This is a genomic window from Coleofasciculus sp. B1-GNL1-01, from assembly GCF_040220235.1.
Classification (GTDB): domain Bacteria; phylum Cyanobacteriota; class Cyanobacteriia; order Cyanobacteriales; family Coleofasciculaceae; genus Coleofasciculus.
In genome coordinates, this window is record NZ_JAVJTO010000079.1 from 1 (window position 1) to 21402 (window position 21402).

Sequence of the window (21402 nt, forward strand, 5' to 3'; positions counted from 1 at the left end):
TTTTGAAAACGGTAAAAGCCTTATGTAACATTGTTGATGGCATTTTGCTGTTCTAATTTATAAGGTGGTTCTCGCAATCGGATTTGGTATGAATAGTCCTGGTTGCCCTAATTTTCTCTCATCACAATGAATTAGCCCTGCGGTAAGGGGGTGGTTTGCAGGTCAGCATGGCGAAGGGTTAAATGAGAAAGGTCATAGTTGGTTAAGTCTAGGGGCAGATTGACGCAGAGGTTAAGTAGGTTCCCCCCACCATAACCGGATAAGCCCAGCGTTGACCGTCGCAGGACTTCTAGGATGTCCTGGATGTGCTGGTGTTGGGCTAAGGTTGACCGGAAGTGGGTCTGGAATTGGTTGGCGATGGGGTGGAGGATGAGTCGGATTTGACTGTCTCGGATATCGTCTTTAACCGTGGTTTTGATGAGGGCGTGGGTGAGAAACAGAGATAGGGTTTTGGTCAGGAGTTCTTGGCTGATGCGATCGATGAAGCGTTCTGTAATATACTCCATAACGACGGGTTGCTGGGTGTAAGTATCAGCTTGTTTCTCGACCAGAGAGCGTCCCGTTAAGGTTTCTAGGGCGTCCCAGAGTTCCGCTTTGGAAACCGGGGGGAGGATATCGGCGGCTAATTCGGTAATTGATGTCCATTCCCGGTTAATCGCCAACCAATACATGATGGTTGTTTCTAAGGGCGAGAGGCGTTCAAATTGTTGGTTGAGGAGGCGGCGGATGCCGTTGAAAATTAGGGTATCCTGTTGTAAAAAGTTATCAATTTTGCGCTCAAATAGGTCTTGAATCGAGGTGGCAACGATGTTCAATGCCAGAGGATTCCCGTTATAGTGTTGGATGAGTTGTTCCTTGTCGGTGTCTGTGCCTAACAGTCCTTTGGCGGTTAATAATTCCTGGGCTTCTGATTGTAAGCCGGGGAGTCGATAGGTGCGTACTGGTAATTTTACCCCTTCCAGGGCAGCAATTTCTGGGGGTTTTTCGCGACTGGTGAGGATTAAGCAACTGGTGTGGGCGGTTTGTCCAACGACGCGAAACAGTTCTCCATATCCTTCATAGCCAGTGCGATACTCTCCTGGGGAACCGGGCTGTAATAGTGTCTCTAGATTATCCAGGATGATTAAGCAGCGCGAGGTGCGTAAGTATGGCAGGAGTTGCCGGATTTCACCCTGGGTGTCTTGTTGGCAAGAGAGAAATTGTATCAGTTCTTGCAGTAGGGAGGTTAAGGGTGGGGCGTTTCGCAGACTGCGCCAGATGATGCAATCAAATTTAAACTGAACTTGTTGTGCCAGTTTGATGGCTAAAGCGGTTTTGCCGATTCCCCCCATACCTAATACTGTCACAAGACGGCAACGGTCTTGGGTTAGCCATTGTCGCAGGGTGGCAAGTTCGGTGGTGCGTCCGTAGAATTGGGTGACATCCATGGCGTCATCCCAGTCGGCGCGGGGTGGGTTGAGGGGTAGCGGGGGTGGGGAGGTTGTGGGGAAGGGGGGGCTGGGTGAAGTCGCGATTTGCCGCTTGAGTGCGGCTTGAACGTTCGTTTTACTGACAGGTTCTCCCCAGGCTTGTCCGAGACGTTTCCAGAGTTTGGGACCGGCATCGCGCTTGAGGTAGCTGATGGCATAGCCAGAGGATTCGGCTATCTGTTCGTATGTCTGGTTTTGCAGTGAACCCCGGAGGATGGCGGTCTCCACTTCACTGAGTCCTCTGCCTGTGAAGGCACGAATCGTTGCGTTGGCGATTTCTAGGGCTTGATCACTGTTCATGTTTATTACCCCTATTCCCACACTTGTGAGCTGATTATACCTGAACTGACCTGAACTTTTTGGGAAACGCCTGTTTTTACAGGATTTCTGATTTTTATCTGAATAATAGATTTTTTTCAATGGGAGGTATGGGCGGGCAAGTTCAGGGGGTTTGGGGGAGTTGACCTGACTTTAGCTGAACTGACTTTTTCCTGGAAGTCCAGAACTTTACTGTAACGACAAGGTAAAGGTATCCGCTTATTGTATTGAAAACTATTTGCGGAAGTTTTAATAAATGAAGACACCACTTGAGACGACTATGAACGGCTACGACATGATTGTCGCGGTCACTCAGAATAACATTAATGCTCACTTTAAATTTCTGTACGGAGCTAAGGACGGAATACAACCGACTATAAAGATTTATGACGAGTCTAATGAGGAAGGCATTGATGCCACGATTGAGCCGCCCAGAATACACCTCAACGTCAAAAGAGAGCCAACCAAAGCAATATTTCAACTTACCCTAAGGAAAGGAACGTTGAAATATTGGCAGGGTCGTGGTAAAAATGCAGAACTCAATTCGTTAAGCATATTGAATTGGGTGCTTGGGTTTAAGGTTGATTTAAACCTGAGGGATATGGATGTAAAAGAAATACCCAAAGCGATACAAGAGAAGATTAAACCGCACACACCGAAAGGTGAAATCGATCCCAGCATATTTTCAGTGCGGCAACTGTTTATGAATTTTCAGAATGCCTTTCTGACTGAACTTGACAGTTCGGCAACATCGTTCCCGCCAGAAGTCGCAGATCCCAAAACTTCGCACGAACTAGCGAATCAAGACATTGAGGATGCATTATTCAATTTTTTGAAAAAATATATAAAGAGTCTGAAGACGAATGGGCATAATATTCTTGGCTATTCTATCCACACAAAAAATCCTAATGCAATCAAAAAAATAGACCCCACTTTCCCACCAACTAATGTCACTTATACAACTAATCCTTTTCAGCCTGACGGAAAACATAACTCAGATTTCAGCAGTTACGAACCAGGACTAGATACACTAAACTACTTGATGATGACAGGTCATCGAGATTGGCCGTCGCCAAATTCCGTAGAGACGCGATGGTTCGGTAATTGGGTAACCAGTAAAGATGAGTATGGTGTTATTGCCATCGCCAAACATCTATTTATAGATGGGTTTCTTTTGCCAAAACTTATAAAAACAACGACATTAAAGCCATATTATGAATTCATTAACTTTGAAGACGGAACCTATAAACCAAAGATCTGTTTCGAGGAAAATTTTGATTCTTACAAATCTGATCCCCATAATTTTGGCGTCTATAATTATCATCACGAATTTAGTAAGACGTTTGATTATTATGGTCCTTTGTGGACAGAGGAGCATACATGGAAAACGACGACTGATTCTAAAGTAGAAATTCCAGCAGGAGGCAATGTCATAAATATAAGTGGCAATTGTGTGTTACGATTTGATTGCGTTCACTGGCATGGAGCAAAGAATGCTGCTCTATGGACTCCATCCTGGCAAGAGAGTAAAGTGCGGTGGGAATTTACTATCAGACTATCGGGAGCACCGGATGGTGTCCTAATGGTAGATATTACTCCTAAACAAGAAGATTTTGTGCAGTATATTAAACATAATATTACGGTAGAAAGGGGCGGAGACTGGTGGTACAAATTAGGTGAAATGTTTAAAGATATATTTGATATTTTACATGAATTAAGGGAAAAAATGGGACTGTATAATGATTTGATTGATGCATTCAATGTGTTATATGATTTACCAACCCAAATTTGTGAACAAATAAATCAAACTGATAAGTTTATTTTTTTAGGTGGACAGTCTTTTCAAATATACAATCCTCGATTCAATAATGAACTTGATTTAATAGCAAATATTAAATATCAATTTGATTGATTAGTTGATGTTCTGATTTTTACACCACTTTATTTAAACCTGGAAAGCAAGCATGAAATACTTTTCGATTTCTACAGAAATCAAAGACAGCAATGGCGAGCCAATGATTTTTGCCATTGATGAGAATTATGTCCTTTCAGTCACCATGCGAACGGAGAATCGAGAGGTTGGTTGGGTGCGCTATGACCTGACTGCTGCCAGTGGCAAACTGAAAGCGCAGGTCTTCGGAGTTAGCCAAAACTTTAGAGGCGAGATATATCTAGTTCTGGCTGCGGGGCAGGCTCCGCTAGGTTCGAGCCAGCTATTCAGGACTTCTGCGCTACCCAATAATCCAGCCGATCCAATTTGGCAGAACCTCAGAAATCGATGGATTCCGATGAGAATAGATCCGTCACCGACTCGCATTACTGAAATTATTTTAGACGCTCCTCAAGAGGACGGGGAAGTGCCGCTCATTCTTGTTGGCACCACAGAAAAAATTGGAAAAGTACCGAAATACTTGCGGATTAAACCTGAGGTTGTTGATGATAATGTGGAACCCTTCCCCAAACTACCTAACGCAGATGAACTTCTTGATATTAAAGCTGGACGACCAGATTACGGGCGAGGTGTCTATGTACTTTATCGCACTGGCAACAATATTGTACTTGAGTTCGATGGTCTGCCAGACCCTGAATTCAACGTACCTGTAGGAGCCACTTTAACCACTCCATCCGGTGCAATGGCACTACAGACAAAAGTAAATGAGTTGGGTTTCACAGATCTTTATGTGATCGGTAATGGCAAGTTTCTATTTAGCTCCGATAATCAAAGAGCCTATGCCCATGCCGAAAAGATTGCTGATGACGCCACCACTCTCAACAAGAGTATCACGAGTCGGTCATCGCTAACTGAAGACTATCAGGTCAAGCCGCCTTCATTAAAACTTGAGCCGTATCCTGTCTATCGGACTTCAGTCACATTACCACCGATGACTTGTAAAGTTGACCTCTGGGCATCAGAAGAGGTTGAGGTGGAAATCAACGGCAAAAAATACACAGTTGACCCCGTGATGCCAGCGAGAGTCAAGCCATCAGCAATCTCGAAACTCCTGGTATCGATACCAGCGCGTGAACTGGGCTGTCCGACTCTGACCTTACGAACTAATCTAATGAGACCAGAGCAACGGCATGTGATTTGCCCAGACGTTGAGGCACACAAAAAAATTGTTGAGCTAAAAGATGGTGCGTTGTACGAGGCGCGTGAGCAGCTAGGCATCCATTCGGAATTCAGTAAGGAGCATATTGACCACGTTCAGAAGGCACTGCAAAACATAGCCCGGACGGTTCAGTACACCTACAACAAAAAGCCTCATGGTGTACATCATGATCGTGCTGTGCTACCCAAAAACATGGATGATCCTCATTTCATACTGGACTTCAGTGAAGGTAAGGCTCACTACAAAGCCTTGAATAAGGCAGAGGTAACGATGCATATTGCCGGAGCCAGGATGTTGCAGGGTCAAGCTGCTCAGAGCTTTTGGGATGACATCGGTAACTTCTTCAAGAAAGCTGGTAGTATCATCGTACACACTGTAGAGAATATTGGACGTAATATTGTTGACACCTTTGAACATATTAAAGAGGATTTTGTTAATACTGTTCATAAAATTGGAGAAGATCTCGTTCACGGCGATATTTCTCATATCTTTCAAGACCTAATGCAGGGTGGTGAACATGCAGGTCGTGATCTCTTTAAGGGTGCGGCGAATATCGCAGAAAATCTGGTCTCCGGTGCTGGACAACTAGTGGTTGTGACGCTCAAACTTGCTGGTGAGGCTGTGCAATTCGTACTACATCACACAGGTTATGTGGGCAAGGCGTTAGGCTGGTTGCTAGAAAAAATTGGTGTAGGCTTGCATAAGGCGATTGACTGGTTTTTGGACAAAATTGGCTGGCATGATGTGCTGCATACCCATGATGTCTTGATCGATACATTTAACACCGAGATCGAGACGATGAAAACCTATCCGAAACAGCTAAAGCAAAAAGCCGATAACTTTTTTTCTCATCTGACCAGTCAGATTAGCCAAGACATGGATAAGGCATTGAATGACCTTGATATGGTGAAGATAGGAAAGCGCCCTCAGCCTGTTAGCAGCCACTCCGGTGCTGTTGAAAAAATGGAGTGGTTGCTTGGCAAATTTTCTGAAAATCATGCTAAAACGACGACTTTAACAACCCCAACCTTATCGGCAGATCATAGCGACTTGGCAAGTAATTTTGTCAATGTCATAGAACAGCAACTGGGGAAAGATAAGGCTGAGGTGCTGGATGCACTACAGGATTCGTTCAACTACATTGAAAAGATTTTCTCTGATGCCAACCACACTCCTGAATATTTACTAGGGGCAATCTTAGAATTTGTCAAAGCCGTAGCTATTCTCAGCCTAAATACCATTAAAGTCATCCTAGATGCCCTACTCGATCTTTTCGTGGCAATGTTGCAAGGGTTTAAGGAAATGATGACTGCCCCATGGGATATTCCGTTTATTTCCGATTTATATAGGCTGATTACTGAAGGACGGCAGTTAAACTTCTTGAGCTTTACCTGTTTGCTGTTAGCCATTCCAGTTACGCTGATTCATAAAGCAGAATTCAAGACAATTCCCTTCGAGACACAAACAATCAAAGCTTCACTTGCTGAATTACCTAGTAATGTTAGGAGTTGGGGCATTGTCTACGGTGTATGTCAAATTGTGCTTATGCCGATCGCTATAGTGACAGATGCAAAAATAGCATTTGATGCTATGGGCGGTAGTAAAGGAAGTGACATAGATAGAGGATTTGGTTCGCAGCTGACTGCCCTGGATTTGGGTATTAGTGCCTTTGCTTTGATTGCCGGTAATCCAATCCCTCCAGGTGAACCCTATTTGATCCCGTTGGATCATGCTAAGGAAGATGTTTTTGAAGCCCCTAGCTACTGGGGGCATATTATCTGGTGGTTTGAATTGGCTGGTTGGGGAGTTAATGCATTCGCTTCTGGTACAATTGCAAGGGCTGAATACAAAAAAGTTCCACAGAAGAAGGTAGTTATAGCAGGCGATTTATTATCTGTCTTCAACACATTATGGGGCATCACTCACATGGGACTCATGGCAACGCTCGACGTTGCTGATCGAAACAAAGCAGATGCACTAAAAACCCTTGATGGAACATTTTGGTCTTCTTTGCCGGATAGGGAGCTAGCAGAACAGTTGGAGCAAACTGCTGTTAAGAGTAAAGGACACCAGCCCTACTGGAATTTTTCGAGGATGAGCGATGAAGAGGTATCAAAATGGGTAGCCGATATTCGCAATTATCATGAATGGGCTAAAAACGGTAGTGTCGATGGTGGTATTCCTCGTAAAACCTATGGCAACATAATGACTACCTTCCCCGAAATTGGTAAGTTAGGCACTGTGTCCAAGGTTGCTGAGGGAACCGAATTTATCTCTTTAGCTGTGACTGCCTTCTTTGATTCCTTCGGTTATTTAGGTGAGGGTATTACCTACGTTGTCAGAACAGAGCGCAATGAACTTCTATAAGGATGAAGTTAAAAAGCTTTGGAATCTAAATCTTTTGGGGCAAGGTATGAAAATTGGGCATCTCGATACAGGGATCGATGGTTCTCATCCAGCCTTTTTCAGACGAATCGCTAGCTTTCGGAGATTTAGTTATAGCGGTTTTAAGGAAGAGTCTGTACCTGCCTACGATACCTCTTGGCATGGCACTCATACCGCAGGTTTAGTGTCAGGGGGAATAGTTTCTGGACATCCTATTGGGAGTGCTTTTGAGGCTCAACTGTATGCAGGTATGGTTATAGAAGAAGGCAATATCATCGCTCGCATTCTCTGTGGTCTAGATTGGCTAATTGATTGTGGAGTTCAGGTCGTCAATCTCTCCCTGGGTCTTCCCTTTCCTACACCTGTGTTTAAAGCTATACTTCGAGCGATGCACCAGCACGATATTTTAGTGGTTTGTCCAATTGGCAATGCTGGTGCTGGTCGCGCTCACACTCCTGGATATTATCCAGAGGTACTGTCCGTAGGCGCTGCTACTGACGATGGCTGCATTGCTCCATTTTCCGGCAGCTATCATTTGGACGGAACTCCTGTTTGCTGTAAGCCCGATGTAATTGGACTAGGTGTCGATATCCTATCAGCCGTACCAGGGGGTGGGCTACAAACCCGTAGTGGAACTTCCATTGCTTGTGCCCAAATTGCCGGGTTAGCAGTTCTGCTGCGTCAGTCTGCCCCTAAGTCATCAGCTACTATGGTTAAGGAGGCAATCATCAGCAGTAGTTCCCCTTGTAAACCTGAACAAGCCCATCGTGCAGCCCACGGTCTAGTTAACCCATTAAAAGCTTGGCAATACCTCATCCACTTGATGCAAGAACCTTCTCTCTCTTTGCTAAGTCCTGAAGAGAATTCTGAACCGTCTGTAAAATTTATTGATCCGCGCTTGCAAAACAAATGTTTGACAACTCCGGAAACTGCGATATGTGAATCTATATTTGTTTTTAAGGACAAGAATGATATAAGACAGTTCAGATATTTTATTGATTCACATATTAGAACTGATGCTCAAAATCTATATCGCGTTAAAATATTAAAATATGCTCCCGTTGCTATCCTCAAAGCACCCAACAAATTAATTAGGGAAATTATCGGCTGGCACTCAGTTAATATTGCAAGTGCTTGCGATATTGATCGCATTGCACTTCCGAGGCGTGGATGGTTAACAGCTCCATTTTAACTAAATGGGGTTCTTTGACAAAAACCGATTGCACCAAGTTGCCCCTTGAACTGCTGTAATCACAGCCTCCCCCGCCCTCTCATCCAAAAGTTCATTATGAACTGCATTCGGAATCAAAATTTTATCATATAATTCTTGCAGAAGGGTTAGCTGCCCAACCTTCGCCAAGTTTGAGATGGGTGAAGTATTACTGACAACAATCATCACCAACCCATTTCCTGCAAAGTTTTGAGATCTTCTTTAAATTCAGCGACATCGTAGTGAACACAAATGCCTCGATCAGCCAGCAACCTTTGAAACTGCATCCGATGCATCTCCAGCAATTCACTGGCTTTTCCTAAACTAATTTTCTCCTGTTGGAAGAGCATAATTACAATTTCTATCAAGAATTCACGTTCTGACAAACCGCTGACTTGTATAATATCATCGGAAATAACCAAACTCATTGCAATTCCTCCGACTCGGCTTCTTTCATCGTAGCAATCCGATGTTGAGATTTCCCATTGAATCCCCAAACTACAAGCGAACCTTAGCATCCATGCGATCGTTCTTCCAGGGCGTTCATCCATGAGCAGAAATTCTGCATTTAGTTCCATAGCCAATATAATGGCTTCCGCCTCACCTGGATCTAAATCGGCTTGCAGTACTGAAACTTGATTGAAGTCACTAACCTGTTGAGTTTCTAAACTGTCATGCATTTAAATTGGGTATTAGTAGCGAGCAAGATGCAAAGCCTGCGGCATGGCTTCGCTAAACGCACTACAAGGATTGCGCCATTATTGATATTAAGGTTTAAATGCCGAACAGCTTATCCAGGCAAAGGTTTGAACTTCAAACGCACCCGGTACAGCTTTTCCTACTCTCACCATCTCATTATAAACAGCTTGCGGAATAATCACTCGACTGTAAAGTTGCTGCAACAGTTCCAGCCGTCCGATACCTGCCAGACTTGTGATCGGTGAAGTGTCACTGACAACAATCATAATCTGCCCAGTGACCTTAACGTTTTCAGGTCAGACTCAAAATCCTCCACATCATAGTTAATTGTCAGTCCTCGCTGACCCAGTTCCCGGCGAAACTCAATCAAATTCATCCCTAACCACTGACAAGCTCTGCCACTACTAATTTTCTCCTGCTTATAGAGCATAATGGCAATTTCTAGTTTCAGTTGAGCTTCCGACATCTTCGTAGCTGCAACAATGTCCTTGGGAATAACCACATCCATGTCACTTCTCCTCTATAGTTGTCAAGTCAACTGCTACGCCATTAGCTTTGGTGATGAGGACGTGCGATCGCTCTTTTCCCTAAATGCGATCACCTCACCTCAAGCATACAACCCTTAACCCAAACCCGATTAAGATTCTAGCCATCACATCCACGCGATCGCATCTATGTATTTCATCATGCAGGTGAGAAGTCAGTTATAGGTTTAACCATGACACCACTGGCGATCATACCATTCCCTTGGCGCTCATCCACTGTCACCACAGGACAATTTAGATTCAGTAGCAACAGATGTATAAAACTAGAAATCAAACTCTCTAGCAATGCTTTCCAAGGGTAAGAAAAGAGACAGTGCTTTATCTTGAAACGGAATAAACTCATGTTTAAGATAAAATTCCTTTGCCAGTAAATCTATTGCATCAACTCTAACCGCAAAAATTCCAATGTCTTGAGCAGCACGAACAATACGATAGAGAGCATCGGCTAAAAGTTCTCCTCCCAAACCTTGTCCCTTAACAGTATTATCAACTGCCAATTTACCAATTAACGTAGCGGGAATTGGATAGGCAGGCATCTTTCGTTGATAAGATTCAGGAAAAGATTCGTACTCAATGACACTAGCGCTGATTGTATAGTAACCATCCACATTTAGTCCCCCTGATGCTGGAATAGCAACAAAGGTTTTGGCAATTCCCTTTTGATGGTTTTGCCGAGCGTATTTCTTGAGATATTCATTGAGAACTCGATAGCCACAGTCAAAAGCATCTCGTTGATATCTTTTCTCAATAGGCAGAACGTCCCATCTCGGCTCACTACTTGTCATACTTGTCCCGAAACTTGTGGATAGTGGCTTTAAGCTTTCCCTTCAGTTGCGGCGGATTTTCCATCACAGACATAAATAACTCGCGATCGCGATTTGACAGAACTAGCCTTTCATGGACATCTATTTCCTGTCTAGCGATGGGAACCAAGTGAAAAAGAGTATAGGCACTTAAAGAAACTCCTTTCAAGGCGGCTGCCCGTTCTAGGAGTTCTTTTTGCTCTTGAGTGACCCTTAAATCAATCCGGCTATCTTTAGGTTGAGAGGTTTCCGGCATCTTTGCTCTCTAGTTCGCTTAATTCACAGTCTAGCTATTCGGGCGGACAATGTCCACACAAGTTACTAACCCGCAGACTGTGACAGCTTGCGTTTTCCCTGAGTGCGATCGCCTCACCTCAAGCATACAAGCCATAACCCAAACCCGATTAAGATTCTAGCCATCACGTCCACGCGATCGCTACCTCTGCAATTCCTCAACTGTCCAATCTGCCAACTCTAAACCTGGCACTTTACAAAAATCTCGTTGATTGCGCGTAACCACTATCCCTTTCACCGAAAGAGCGATCGCTGCAATTTTCAAATCCTGTGTACCAACACCTATCCTTTGACGAACTAATTCTGCATAGCAATCGCCAGCTTCTTGGGTAAAAGAGAGCAAATTAATCCTACTAAAAAAATCAAATGTATAGCGTAATTTAGCATAAGCCGATACCAAAGACTCTGCTGAAGTAGCCCTACGAATTCGATTTAATCGTCCATAAACTTGCTCTTCAAGGGTAATAATTGTCACCGCAATTGTTTGCGGATCAGTGGCATTGACTTGTTGCATCACCAGCGGATGTTCTCTCTGAAAAAGAGAGACATGATCCGTATCTAAAATATACCGAATCAATGAACCTCCTCCTCCGCATCCAGTTGACGATAATAGTCCCCCTGTTCCCGATCAAGATCATGTCGATAGGCGGCGATATCTGCTAACACGTCCTCAAAGTCAGGATCATCTTTGAACATTCCCGCAAACTTCATCCAAGGATGCTCCGGTTTAGGCAAGTCGATCTCTAAAGAAACAATTTCTGTATTTTGTAAACGTGCTGTTAATAACTTACGCAGTTGCTCCAATGCTTCTGCCTTAGTAGAACCCCGTGCTTGGCAGTCGTGCCAACCTAACACAGTTGCGCTTACTCCACCTTCTACTTGGTTTTCAATCAGCACCTCATAACGGTGTTTAGTTGAGGGATTCTTTTCAATCCTTAAAGAATCGATATTCATCGTACTTTTCCAGCCTAACCTATTGTATCCACACTCTTTACCCTATTTTACCCATATCCCTGCCAGCGGAAATTCTAATCTTAGCAAGTCGGTTAGTTTTTACAGCCAAATCGCCTCACCTCAAGCATACAACCCTTAACCCAAACCCGATTAAGACTCTAGCCATCACGTCCACGCGATCGCATCTGTGTATTTCATCATACAGGTGAGAAGTCAGTTATAGGTTTAACGACGACATCACTGGCGATCGCACCGTTCCTGTGGCGATCATCTACTGTCACCAGAGGGCAATTTAGATCAACAGCCAATGCAATATACAGCGAATCATACAAAGCCAATTGATAGCTCAAACCGATTTGTAAGGCGCTAGGCAAAAGATGAACAATTGGCATGATCCTTGTCATAAATCTGGTTAGTATCGCTGTGTGAAAGTTCTCTAAAGGGAGACTGAGATTAACCTGAATTTAGCCGAGAATACGATGAGAAAAAGCTGACTGGGCTAGTTTAGTTGCTTGAATTTTCCACTATTTAGGTTATAATAAAATATTTTATCCTTTAGAGTTTCCGTTTGTCAGTAATTTTCGGATCGGTTTCGACGTGTTGAGAATGGGGCAAAATCTGAATAGGATAGACATACTCACAGAGAATCCACTCTACTCCAATCACTCAATCGTAAAGGAAGAATGTATGGCTTACTTCTGGTATAAGGCATTTCACTTAATTGGCATTGTTGTCTGGTTTGCTGGGTTATTCTACCTGGTGCGTCTTTTTGTCTATCACGCAGAAGCCTCTCAGGAAGCAGAACCCGCGCAAACGATTCTGAAAAATCAATACCAAATCATGGAGAAGCGACTCTACAACATCATTACCACACCGGGAATGGTGGTGACGGTTGCCATGGCAATTGGTCTACTCACGACTGAACCAGAGGTTTTAAAATCCGGTTGGATGCACGCGAAGCTGGGGTTCGTCTTAGTCTTGCTGGCGTATCATTTTTACTGTGGTCGGTTGATGCGACGGTTAGCCTCTGGGGATTGTCAATGGACGGGTCAACAGTTCCGCGCCCTCAATGAAGCTCCCACTGTCCTACTCGTGGCGATTGTTTTACTGGCTGTATTTAAGAATAGTTTACCCACGGATATTACCGCTTGGGGAATCTTTGCTCTGGTTATTGCGATGGCAGCATCGATTCAACTCTATGCGAAAAAACGGAAGCGGGATAAGGAAAAACGTCTGGCACAAGCCTCCTCAGCTACCAGCGACGAGATGACCGAACAGGTATCTGCTTGAACGATCAATTCATTAACAGTCTTCTCTAGCAGGATACACATCGCTAAGGACAAACCAACTGTGGTAGAGACGTTCCGCCGGAACGTCTCTTCTGGTTAAGAAGAGTAAACATTGGGATTAACAATTCCTTATCTTTTGTGGAAAACTAACGGGTTTCTGTGGAAAAGTAGCAATATCTGTGGAAAAGTCAGGCTTTTTCCAGGGCTTCTGAGGGGTTAAAAGGTTATCTGATCGGACTCATAAGCTGGAGGTTCGACATGAATCAACACGCGCACCGGATCAAAGCGTTCTTCTAATCGATCCTCCACCACCTCAGTAATTTGGTGGGCAGTTTCCACATCTTTCGCATCAACAATCAGATGCATTTCAATGAAGACTTGACGCCCCAAGACACCACGAGAGGCGATATCATGGCAGTTGATGACTCCAGGAACTTGGATAACAATCCCTTGAATCGCTTCGGGTGCGATCGCGGCTTTATCGACTAACCAGGGTAAGTTATCTGTTAACACTTCCCAGCCACTGCGAAAGACTAACAGGGCGACAGGAAAGGCGAGAATCACATCCAACCACTGAAGTTGGGGCAGATTCCATAGTTGTCCTTGCCAAATCCCAATCAATCCCGCCAAAACCGTAATCGTTACCCAGACATCACTCATCGTGTGTTGAGCATCCGCTATCAAAATCGCACTTCCTACCCGCTTCCCCACATTTCTTTCGTAGAAGGTAACGAAAATATTCACGCCTAAGACAATCAGCAGTAACCACAACTCTGGCGCTGCGATCGTGATCGGCGTTAAACCGTTGACAATCTTCTCGATGGTGCCTTTGAGAATTTCAAAACAAGCAATGCCTAAAAACGCCGCAATCCCCAAAGCGCCTACGGCTTCAAACTTCTGATGACCATAAGGATGTTCGCGATCGGGATGAGGAGAGGAGAATCGATTCGCCACTAAACCCAAAACATTATTGGCACTATCGGTGACACTGTGCAACGCATCAGCTTGTAAGCTCAAAGACCCGGTTAAAATGCCGACAATGGCTTTCAATGCCATTACGAATACATTCAACAGCAGGGTAATCAGCAAAACCTTGCGAACTTCAGCACGTTTGTCTGCTGGCATTATGGTTGCCCTCGATAAGGAATTTCCCCTATCCTTAGTTTAGTCAGAAAAATGACTGAAACCCTTGTCCTTTAATGCTTTTAATTCTCCAAGCTCCCTAAGTTTTTGTCGGCTTCTTGCGAGTTTTTCTAGGAATTGTGTGCCAAAACGTCTCATTCTTTGGTAGATTTTCGGAGGGACTCAATTACCATCTTCTATCAGTAAGCGCTCGTTATTAAGATTTATTGCTCATGGTTCCAGCTCAACTCACCCTCAATCTGGCTCAAGGGTCTGTATCATTCAAATTTACGCCGGAAGCTGCCCAAAATTTACAAAAGGCACTCGCCCAACTTGTACAAACTTTAAAAGCTACGGCTCAAGCCCCAGGCAGTACCAGCAAGCCTAGTCCGCAAAAACCAATAGAGTACCAATATACTGGGGATGTTTTCTTGGAAATTTTCTGCAATCCCAATATTTACCCCAGTCCCTTTGCAGCTAAAGTTCTAGTCACACTGCGGGATGAACGCATCCGTTTGAGTACGGAAGCTGAACTGACGCGGGTGATTGAGGATGTTAATCAGTATCTCGAACAAGTTGGCTGATGAGTGACCGGAATCAAGAGATCTCAGGCTCCCCGTCCTTGCCTTTAGGCTGGATAGTGTAACGTATTGTAAAATAAGCAACGGGTCAACTTTATTGACGCTATGAATCCCAATAATATCCAAGACACTTTACAAACTGGCTTTCGTGTATCCTTGGGGGCGACCACTTCCCTCATCGAAAGTCTCCAAGATGAGCAAAAGCGGCAAGAAAACCTGTCTCTGCTCAACTTAGACTTCAACCAACAGGTTGCTGAGTTGTCGAAAAAAGGCGAAAAAACCGAGCAAGAGGCTCAACGCTTGATTGGACAGATGTTCAGCCAAATGAACCAACCGACAGACTCAGCTACACCATCAACATCTGGCGATAGCGGTTCAACCCCACCAACGGGAACCACGTCTAGAAGTACCCAACAAGAACTTGAAGAACTGACGGTGCAAATTGCTCTGATCCGTACTGAGTTGGAACAGATGCGTAATCCCGACTCGAATCAACAATAAGTAGGGCTTACTGCACAACCCGGAAACCCTGATCCATCAATACTTTGAGGCGTATGGACAGTGGATAAAGTGCCAGGAAATGGGGTAGCATCCTTCATAAGTATGGCATCACCTTGCTCAGGGAAAATGTACCCTTGCTCCCCCAGCTCCCCCAGCTCCCCCTCACCTCACCACTTATTCAGCAAGCCCTAGTTAGGGGATCAGTTGTCAGGTATTGGTAAGGGCGCATGTCTATGCGCCCCTACTATTTCAGGTTACTCAAATTTTAATATGCAATTACAGTGGTGCTTTTTAAGCGATCTCCTTTTTTAAGGGTTGTATCAGGAGCAATAGCTAGGGCTGAAGCCTAATAATGAAAGGGTTTGCCAAACTAAATCCGTACTTGTCCTTGACTCGGCAATTCATCAATGACACAACCAATGACAACGAACCGATAACGAACGTTTACGGAGCAAATTTTTCCAACTCCCTATATATAAGCGCCGAGCCAAAATCCCTCTCAACTGAGGCTATCTAATCATTTTCCCATTCTTCGGAACCAATTAAATCACCAATGCGGTCTCTCAGCAAGAAATCGCATAGCTCTAGTTCGCATTCGACACAAACCCATTCGCGAGCGGGAATGTATTGACAGAGAACGTAGATGGGTTGCTGACGGCTGACTACTCCTTTCTCTACGAGTTGACGTGCTTCTTCTTGAATCACATCAATGGAATATCGAATCGAGGGAGTAGAGGGAGCAGAGGGAACGGTTTGAAGGCTCATCGGACTCATAGATACCATCCTGACTAAACATCGTACTACGTTCTACACTATAAACGAATTTTGCTAGCCTGAAAAGGTATCTCGTTCCGTATATAAGGTTACAAATTTATTCAAGTTATGAATAAAAATTACCAAAGATAAAAATTGTAGACCCGTCGGTTCCCTATCGATTAGGGTCTGAAACCCTTGCAATACCGTTAGATTAGGGGGTTTACACTAGGGCAGTCTCTGAGAGAGGGATCTCGATAACTGCCAATTAATCAATAAAACTTAAATAAATTCTGTTAAGCTATAATCAGATTCAATCTGATCAAATAATAACTCAAGTGCGATCGCCTGTGCTTCTGGCATCTGTCCATAGGAGTAGACGTAAGGCATTTGGGCGGGGAGGTGGGGGAGGAACTGTTCTAAGGTGTAGGGGCTACCGTAAATTACCAATGCCTCTAAGATTTGATTTTTTAATAATTGCTGTAGCCAATTGATCGCCACAGCAGTTAATCCAGCCGTATTCCGGAATGGATTACCGCGAATAAAAAGCTGTAGCAGCGTGGGAATCAGACGATCATTCTCCTCCCTGGATATCCCTGGCGTATGGCGATCCACCCATTGTAGTTGGTAGCTAAACTGTTGGGGTAGGATAACGGCTGGAGCATTTCGCCCCAAAACATCACAGGTGAGAATATCATCCACAATAATTAAGTTACGTCCCTGAGAACGATTGGCAAGGGGTTTTGAGCGCAGGGGAAGGGAACCGCCTACTTGTTGAGAATCGCGGAGTATATGAGTAACTGTCTGAATCGCCGTCGGTTGAGCTAGATGATTCAGAAATGATAACGGTTGAGATGGATCACTCTGGCTCACTGGTACTTCTGCACCTGCATTAATTTTTGTCTTCGCCTGCCAAATTCGTTCCACAGATGCCAGAATACGATCGCGGGAAATTCGTCCTGCCGTTACTGCGTCACAGATGGCTTGAATCGTGGTTTCTGGATTAACAGGCATCAGTAAAATATCCGCCCCCGCTTCCACCGCCTTTACCGGGGCTTCCGTTGCGCCATAACGATTCGCGATCGCACCCATAATTAAAGCATCGGTGACAATTAACCCTTCAAACCCTAACGCTTGGCGCAGCACTTGGGTTAAAACCTTTTCGGATAACGTCGCCGGAAATTGCTCATCCAAGCTAGGGATCAGCAGATGAGCCGTCATCACCGCATCCACACCCGCCGCCATCGCTGCTTGAAACGGGGGAAACTCGATCTGGGCTAATCGCGATCGCGAATGAGATAATATCGGTAAATTTAAGTGAGAATCGATCGCCGTATCCCCATGACCGGGAAAATGTTTCGCCGTGGTTAACACTGGATAGGCTTGGGTTCCCTGGATAAACTGACAAGCCAACTGACTCACCGTTTCCGGCGTGTCAGCATAAGCCCGCACATTAATCACCGGGTTTTGCGGGTTATTATTCACATCGACGACAGGGGCGAGAATCCAATTAATCCCAATGGCTAAGGCTTCTTGAGCCGTAATTGCCCCCATTTTTCGAGCATAGTGTTGGGCTTTATCCAGAGTCTCACAGGCAATCGCCCCGATTGCCATCGGTGGCGGAAACCACGTCGCCCCCGCAAACCGTTGACCCACTCCTTCTTCAATATCGGCGGCAATCAATAAGGGAATTGGGGCATACTCTTGTAATTGTCGCGATCGCAGTGCCAATTCTCCAGCACTCCCACCCAGTAAAATTACCCCTCCCACGCCCCAATCCTGTATCCAATGCTGCAATTTAGCGGTTGGAGGTTCCCAAGCCGGATACTGAATTTGATGGTCAAACAGGTAGCCAGACGCCCGCACCACCACCATTTGGGCTACCTGTTGCGCCAAGGATAGAGATTGAATATCGGGTAAGGGATTCATTCGTCTGTCTCAGGAAGCTGATCATCAAGTCCCTTACGGCGACGTTCTTGGGAGAGTTGGTTCAAGAGTGCTAACATGCGATCGCCTCGTTCTAAGCCTCGGTCTTCAATAAAGACAACTTCTGGGGTACGACGCAAGCGCACCCGCCGTCCTAATTCGCGGCGGACAAACCCTGTCGCTGATTGCAAACCCGCCATCGTTTCCGATTTTGCCTCTTCGGTGCCATAGATAGAGACATAAATTTTGGCATGTTGCAAGTCACCCGAAACCTCGACATCGGTAACACTGACCATTCCAGCGCCAACACGGTCATCTTTAATATCGTGTAATAACATTTGACTGACTTCCTGCTGAATCAGCGAGGAAACCCTAGACACACGGCGATTTGTAGCCATAACGCCCCCTTTCCTAAGTAAGTAGTCATTCGTCATTCGTCATTCGTCATTCGTCATTTGTCATTCGTCATTTGTCATTCGTCATTTGTCATTTGTCATTTGTCATATCTTCCCCATCTGACACACCGAGCGAAGTCGAGGTGTTCCCCATCTCCCTCACCCCCTCACTCCCTAATCTCCTAAACTGGATTCAGTCCTAGCATGGCACGCAGGGTGAAAACTAGGAACAGAAACGTCCCCACAACCAGACCCGTGAGTGCGATCGCACTCACGGGATTACTCAAGACTGGCTTAAAGCGTTCAAATAAGGCAAAGAAGATGCCCAAGGATATACTAATCAGGTAACGGGGATATCGGCTAATGTTTTGCAAAAAGTCTTTCATCTCCTACCTCTAATTGATTTTCCCTTTTAACTGTATCTTGGAGTTCTCAGACATACCATGGCATGTCTGGAACATGGCTGCCGTTAGCACAGAGGCAGAAACATCTGCCATTATGCACTATATCTTATTTCTCGGAATCTCTAGCTTGAGGTGGTTATTGATTTATAGACGTAAACTTTTTGATAGAAGCCGCCGCCTCTTCAGGTTTCCCCGATGAAGGAAACACTAAAATGCTCTTGATTTTGCTGTTATTCACCAGTTCTTTTAAACGATACAACTGCTGATCAGAAATAGAAACTCCTGCATAATTTTCGGCATAGTCTAGCTCTTTCTCAAAATTGTCATCGTTATAGATTTGAATAAAAGCTCGATCGACATCCCAGTTTTTCCAATCTGCCGCAAAGTAGCGTTTACTCCAATAAGGATTGTGATGGCAAAGGTCAAAACTCACGGCTGGGTTAGCTTGCTTCATGTCAGCGATCATTTGCTGGACAAAATTCGTCAAATGGGTCGTGCGATCTACTTTTCCGGATAAGTCAGCATGATATCCTAGGTAATCATCCCACTGCACGGCATCGATAGTCGGATACTTTTGCACAAACTCAACTAATATCTTTTTGAAAAAAGTCGCTACCTCTGGCAATTCTACATCCAGTAAGTAGTGATCAATCCCTTCGTAGGTTTTATCTACCCCAGGCACAATCCATCGTTGAGCAATGGCTCGGTCAAATATCGGGCTATTTTTATCAATTTTAATTCCCTTCTCAAAATAAGCGTGAACTTCCATTCCCTGCTTGTGCGCTTCATCAATCAACCACTCTAACCATTGCTCTTGAAACTCATTGGGACAACTGTTGTATCCGAAAGTTTGCTGCATCACCTGACTGGGATACATGGTGCAACCATTGCCCCAAACTCCATGAATAATTGTATTGATTCCTTGAGCGCGATAATAACGGACTCGTTCACGAATCATTTTTTCGGTCGCATTATTCGTGGCTTGATAGCGACTTAAATAAATTCCTCGGATTTCCTTTTTCTGCCAAGGTGTTTGAGGGGATGAGGATGGTTTGGGGGTGGTAGGTAATGGTGAAGCTTGGGAATTAGGTGTTGGTGTTGTCGTCGGACTGGGTTCTAGGGGAGAAACAGCAACCGATGCGCTTGGACTAGGCGCAGGAGTTAAATCAGTCGGGGTTGGGGATTGAGGATTCGATGGAGTCGGTTGTTGCTGATTTTGTTGATTATTCGGCAAAAATTGGCGGATATTGAGATGAGCAAGTAGAATATCTCGCTGCATAAATCCCCAATAACCAGCACCCAACAAAACGAGGATTAATGAAATTGGAATAGAAGCACATCCACATCCCTTCTTTTCTTTTTTCGCTGGCATGACAACAAAGCGTAATGGTTTAATGATGACACAGCTTGGAGAAAGAGATTCTGGTTGCAGTTGCTTTAGGGGCTGAGAAGCAACCTGGCTAGAAACCCAGATCCACTTACTCCTAGCTTAACCCATTGCTTCATTTGCTCATTCTCGGTTGCGATCGCGTTCTTCACCCCATTGGGATCATGTCAGGGAACCTTGAGGAGAGGGCGATCCCACCCAATTGAGTAGAAAGCAATTAGTTAATTGATGCAAGGGGGTTGTCCCTACAGTAATGACAAAGGACAAATGACGAATGACAAAGGACAAAATTTTAGCATTTTGGTTTGGAGAGCCAGATGATCCAGGGTATGGGAAACCGCGTCAGGCTTGGTTTACCAAAAATGCAGCCTTTGACGAAGAAGTGCGATCGCGCTTTTTGGACGAGTATCAACAAGCGGCGACGGGTCAACTCAACCACTGGCAGGAATCGCCTTATAGCTGTCTGGCACTGATTCTACTGTTAGATCAATTTCCCCGCAATATGTTTCGGGGTCAACCTCAAGCCTTTGCTACTGACTCTCAAGCTTTAACCATCGCCCAATATGCGGTAGCCCAGGGTTTTGACCAACAATTGCTCCCGGTACAGCGTTGGTTTATTTATATGCCCTATGAACATAGTGAGAACTTAGCACACCAGCGTCGGTGTGTTGAGTTATTTTCCACACTGAAACATGATCCAGATAGTGCCAGTACGATTGATTACGCCTATCGCCATCTCAAGGTAATTGAACGCTTCGGGCGATTTCCCCATCGTAACCCGATTCTAGGTCGAGAAAGTACACCCGAAGAAGTGGCGTTTATTAAACAACCAGGTTCCTCATTTTGATCTGCTTTTTGATTGCTGATTGGAGAATAGGTAATTAGACATGCAAGATTGGTTACATTAATGTGTAGGGGCGGGTTTAGGAATTAACTTTGAGCATTCATATTAACTGGAATACAAAACCCGCCCTGCCTATAAACGTTATAAATAAGATTATATTTATTGACCAACGAACGGATTAGAGGGCGGGATTGGTTACAGTAATGTGTAGGGGCGGGTTTAGGGATTAACTTTGATCGTTCCTAGTAACTAGAATACAATACCCGCCCTGCCTATAAACGTTATGAATAAGAGTATATTGATTGACCAACGAACGGATTAGAGGGCGGGATTTGTTATAGTTATTATAATCAGAGTCAAAAGTGAAAGTCTAATAGCGAATCAACGAGAGAATATGAAGGAGCCACCGTCCC

21 protein-coding genes and 1 pseudogene are annotated in these 21402 nt (G+C 44.6%); 7 read left to right on the top strand and 15 right to left on the bottom strand.

Features of this window, described 5'->3' with window-relative positions:
* Nucleotides 1-131 precede the first annotated feature (131 nt).
* Nucleotides 132-1769, bottom strand: coding sequence for an NB-ARC domain-containing protein (locus RID53_RS19200; protein ID WP_446389612.1), 1638 nt, complete (start codon nt 1767-1769; stop codon nt 132-134).
* Nucleotides 1770-2067: 298 nt separating this feature from the next.
* On the opposite strand from RID53_RS19200, the gene RID53_RS19205 reads away from it, so the two are divergent.
* From RID53_RS19205 to RID53_RS19215, 3 genes are read left to right on the top strand one after another with little or no spacing between them, the layout of a single operon-like run.
* The gene (locus tag RID53_RS19205; RefSeq protein WP_446389613.1) at nt 2068-3699 is read left to right on the top strand and encodes a hypothetical protein; all 1632 of its coding nucleotides are present in this window, start codon (nt 2068-2070) and stop codon (nt 3697-3699) included.
* Between the two features lie 52 nt (nt 3700-3751).
* The gene (locus tag RID53_RS19210; protein WP_446389614.1) at nt 3752-7264 is read left to right on the top strand and encodes a hypothetical protein; all 3513 of its coding nucleotides are present in this window, start codon (nt 3752-3754) and stop codon (nt 7262-7264) included.
* The gene (locus RID53_RS19215) at nt 7251-8474 is read left to right on the top strand and encodes a S8 family peptidase (RefSeq protein WP_446389615.1); all 1224 of its coding nucleotides are present in this window, start codon (nt 7251-7253) and stop codon (nt 8472-8474) included. The genes RID53_RS19210 and RID53_RS19215 overlap by 14 nt, the downstream gene beginning before the upstream one ends.
* A 203-nt stretch (nt 8475-8677) precedes the next feature.
* Here RID53_RS19215 and RID53_RS19220 read toward each other — a convergent pair whose 3' ends face one another.
* From RID53_RS19220 to RID53_RS19255, 8 genes and pseudogenes are all read right to left on the bottom strand, one after another.
* Nucleotides 8678-8920: a UPF0175 family protein gene (locus RID53_RS19220; protein ID WP_446389628.1), complete on the bottom strand. Its 243-nt coding sequence runs from the start codon at nt 8918-8920 to the stop codon at nt 8678-8680.
* Nucleotides 8921-9283: 363 nt separating this feature from the next.
* Nucleotides 9284-9457: pseudogene (locus RID53_RS19225) on the bottom strand (DUF3368 domain-containing protein); the annotation flags it as partial.
* Complete coding sequence (locus RID53_RS19230) at nt 9454-9699, bottom strand: UPF0175 family protein (protein ID WP_446389616.1); 246 nt, start codon at nt 9697-9699, stop codon at nt 9454-9456. The pseudogene RID53_RS19225 and the gene RID53_RS19230, both read right to left, overlap by 4 nt.
* 300 nt (nt 9700-9999) lie before the next feature.
* The gene (locus tag RID53_RS19235; protein WP_006100291.1) at nt 10000-10521 is read right to left on the bottom strand and encodes an N-acetyltransferase; all 522 of its coding nucleotides are present in this window, start codon (nt 10519-10521) and stop codon (nt 10000-10002) included.
* Complete coding sequence (locus RID53_RS19240) at nt 10511-10795, bottom strand: type II toxin-antitoxin system TacA family antitoxin (protein WP_006100270.1); 285 nt, start codon at nt 10793-10795, stop codon at nt 10511-10513. Before RID53_RS19240 ends, RID53_RS19235 begins: the two co-directional genes overlap by 11 nt.
* A 180-nt stretch (nt 10796-10975) precedes the next feature.
* Nucleotides 10976-11410, bottom strand: coding sequence for a type II toxin-antitoxin system VapC family toxin (locus RID53_RS19245; protein ID WP_446389617.1), 435 nt, complete (start codon nt 11408-11410; stop codon nt 10976-10978).
* Nucleotides 11407-11787, bottom strand: coding sequence for a type II toxin-antitoxin system HicB family antitoxin (locus RID53_RS19250; protein ID WP_446389618.1), 381 nt, complete (start codon nt 11785-11787; stop codon nt 11407-11409). The genes RID53_RS19245 and RID53_RS19250 overlap by 4 nt, the downstream gene beginning before the upstream one ends.
* Before the next feature lie 197 nt (nt 11788-11984).
* Entirely contained in the window at nt 11985-12179 is a 195-nt protein-coding gene (locus tag RID53_RS19255; RefSeq protein ID WP_446389619.1) for a type II toxin-antitoxin system VapC family toxin, read from the bottom strand.
* Between the two features lie 295 nt (nt 12180-12474).
* Between RID53_RS19255 and hemJ the strand changes: the two genes are divergently transcribed.
* Nucleotides 12475-13077 carry a protoporphyrinogen oxidase HemJ gene (gene hemJ / locus RID53_RS19260; protein ID WP_446389620.1) on the top strand — a complete coding sequence of 201 codons (603 nt, stop codon included), beginning with the start codon at nt 12475-12477 and terminating at the stop codon, nt 13075-13077.
* 215 nt (nt 13078-13292) lie between these two features.
* Here the strand turns inward: hemJ and RID53_RS19265 are convergent, their stop codons facing one another.
* On the bottom strand, nt 13293-14201 hold the full coding sequence (locus RID53_RS19265) for a cation diffusion facilitator family transporter (protein ID WP_446389621.1): 909 nt from the start codon (nt 14199-14201) through the stop codon (nt 13293-13295).
* Nucleotides 14202-14431: 230 nt separating this feature from the next.
* On the opposite strand from RID53_RS19265, the gene RID53_RS19270 reads away from it, so the two are divergent.
* The gene (locus RID53_RS19270) at nt 14432-14782 is read left to right on the top strand and encodes a hypothetical protein (RefSeq protein WP_446389622.1); all 351 of its coding nucleotides are present in this window, start codon (nt 14432-14434) and stop codon (nt 14780-14782) included.
* A gap of 102 nt (nt 14783-14884) precedes the next feature.
* Complete coding sequence (locus RID53_RS19275; protein ID WP_446389623.1) at nt 14885-15280, top strand: hypothetical protein; 396 nt, start codon at nt 14885-14887, stop codon at nt 15278-15280.
* Between the two features lie 513 nt (nt 15281-15793).
* Here the strand turns inward: RID53_RS19275 and RID53_RS19280 are convergent.
* The 5 genes from RID53_RS19280 to RID53_RS19300 form a co-directional block, all read right to left on the bottom strand.
* Nucleotides 15794-16045: a DUF4327 family protein gene (locus RID53_RS19280; protein WP_446389629.1), complete on the bottom strand. Its 252-nt coding sequence runs from the start codon at nt 16043-16045 to the stop codon at nt 15794-15796.
* A 270-nt stretch (nt 16046-16315) separates the two neighbouring features.
* On the bottom strand, nt 16316-17962 hold the full coding sequence (locus RID53_RS19285) for a glycoside hydrolase family 3 N-terminal domain-containing protein (RefSeq protein ID WP_446389624.1): 1647 nt from the start codon (nt 17960-17962) through the stop codon (nt 16316-16318).
* A complete protein-coding gene (gene rbfA / locus RID53_RS19290; protein WP_446389630.1) occupies nt 17959-18357 on the bottom strand; it encodes a 30S ribosome-binding factor RbfA in 399 nt (132 codons plus the stop codon). The genes RID53_RS19285 and rbfA overlap by 4 nt, the downstream gene beginning before the upstream one ends.
* Nucleotides 18358-18536: 179 nt before the next feature.
* Complete coding sequence (locus RID53_RS19295; RefSeq protein ID WP_446389625.1) at nt 18537-18740, bottom strand: DUF751 domain-containing protein; 204 nt, start codon at nt 18738-18740, stop codon at nt 18537-18539.
* A 154-nt stretch (nt 18741-18894) separates the two neighbouring features.
* A complete protein-coding gene (locus RID53_RS19300; RefSeq protein ID WP_446389626.1) occupies nt 18895-20130 on the bottom strand; it encodes a family 10 glycosylhydrolase in 1236 nt (411 codons plus the stop codon).
* Nucleotides 20131-20419: 289 nt separating this feature from the next.
* Between RID53_RS19300 and RID53_RS19305 the strand changes: the two genes are divergently transcribed.
* The gene (locus tag RID53_RS19305) at nt 20420-20992 is read left to right on the top strand and encodes a DUF924 family protein (protein ID WP_446389627.1); all 573 of its coding nucleotides are present in this window, start codon (nt 20420-20422) and stop codon (nt 20990-20992) included.
* The last annotated feature ends 410 nt before the right edge of the window (nt 20993-21402 follow it).

What these genes read in the sequence shown, in the direction of transcription:
- RID53_RS19200 (WP_446389612.1), bottom strand. Translation starts at nt 1,769, where the DNA reads ATGAACAGTGATCAAGCCCTAGAAATCGCCAACGCAACGATTCGTGCC.
- RID53_RS19205 (WP_446389613.1), top strand. Translation starts at nt 2,068, where the DNA reads ATGAACGGCTACGACATGATTGTCGCGGTCACTCAGAATAACATTAAT.
- RID53_RS19210 (WP_446389614.1), top strand. Translation starts at nt 3,752, where the DNA reads ATGAAATACTTTTCGATTTCTACAGAAATCAAAGACAGCAATGGCGAG.
- RID53_RS19215 (WP_446389615.1), top strand. Translation starts at nt 7,251, where the DNA reads ATGAACTTCTATAAGGATGAAGTTAAAAAGCTTTGGAATCTAAATCTT.
- RID53_RS19220 (WP_446389628.1), bottom strand. Translation starts at nt 8,920, where the DNA reads ATGAGTTTGGTTATTTCCGATGATATTATACAAGTCAGCGGTTTGTCA.
- RID53_RS19230 (WP_446389616.1), bottom strand. Translation starts at nt 9,699, where the DNA reads ATGGATGTGGTTATTCCCAAGGACATTGTTGCAGCTACGAAGATGTCG.
- RID53_RS19235 (WP_006100291.1), bottom strand. Translation starts at nt 10,521, where the DNA reads ATGACAAGTAGTGAGCCGAGATGGGACGTTCTGCCTATTGAGAAAAGA.
- RID53_RS19240 (WP_006100270.1), bottom strand. Translation starts at nt 10,795, where the DNA reads ATGCCGGAAACCTCTCAACCTAAAGATAGCCGGATTGATTTAAGGGTC.
- RID53_RS19250 (WP_446389618.1), bottom strand. Translation starts at nt 11,787, where the DNA reads ATGAATATCGATTCTTTAAGGATTGAAAAGAATCCCTCAACTAAACAC.
- RID53_RS19255 (WP_446389619.1), bottom strand. Translation starts at nt 12,179, where the DNA reads ATGCCAATTGTTCATCTTTTGCCTAGCGCCTTACAAATCGGTTTGAGC.
- hemJ (WP_446389620.1), top strand. Translation starts at nt 12,475, where the DNA reads ATGGCTTACTTCTGGTATAAGGCATTTCACTTAATTGGCATTGTTGTC.
- RID53_RS19265 (WP_446389621.1), bottom strand. Translation starts at nt 14,201, where the DNA reads ATGCCAGCAGACAAACGTGCTGAAGTTCGCAAGGTTTTGCTGATTACC.
- RID53_RS19270 (WP_446389622.1), top strand. Translation starts at nt 14,432, where the DNA reads ATGGTTCCAGCTCAACTCACCCTCAATCTGGCTCAAGGGTCTGTATCA.
- RID53_RS19275 (WP_446389623.1), top strand. Translation starts at nt 14,885, where the DNA reads ATGAATCCCAATAATATCCAAGACACTTTACAAACTGGCTTTCGTGTA.
- RID53_RS19280 (WP_446389629.1), bottom strand. Translation starts at nt 16,045, where the DNA reads ATGAGCCTTCAAACCGTTCCCTCTGCTCCCTCTACTCCCTCGATTCGA.
- RID53_RS19285 (WP_446389624.1), bottom strand. Translation starts at nt 17,962, where the DNA reads ATGAATCCCTTACCCGATATTCAATCTCTATCCTTGGCGCAACAGGTA.
- rbfA (WP_446389630.1), bottom strand. Translation starts at nt 18,357, where the DNA reads ATGGCTACAAATCGCCGTGTGTCTAGGGTTTCCTCGCTGATTCAGCAG.
- RID53_RS19295 (WP_446389625.1), bottom strand. Translation starts at nt 18,740, where the DNA reads ATGAAAGACTTTTTGCAAAACATTAGCCGATATCCCCGTTACCTGATT.
- RID53_RS19300 (WP_446389626.1), bottom strand. Translation starts at nt 20,130, where the DNA reads ATGCCAGCGAAAAAAGAAAAGAAGGGATGTGGATGTGCTTCTATTCCA.
- RID53_RS19305 (WP_446389627.1), top strand. Translation starts at nt 20,420, where the DNA reads ATGACAAAGGACAAAATTTTAGCATTTTGGTTTGGAGAGCCAGATGAT.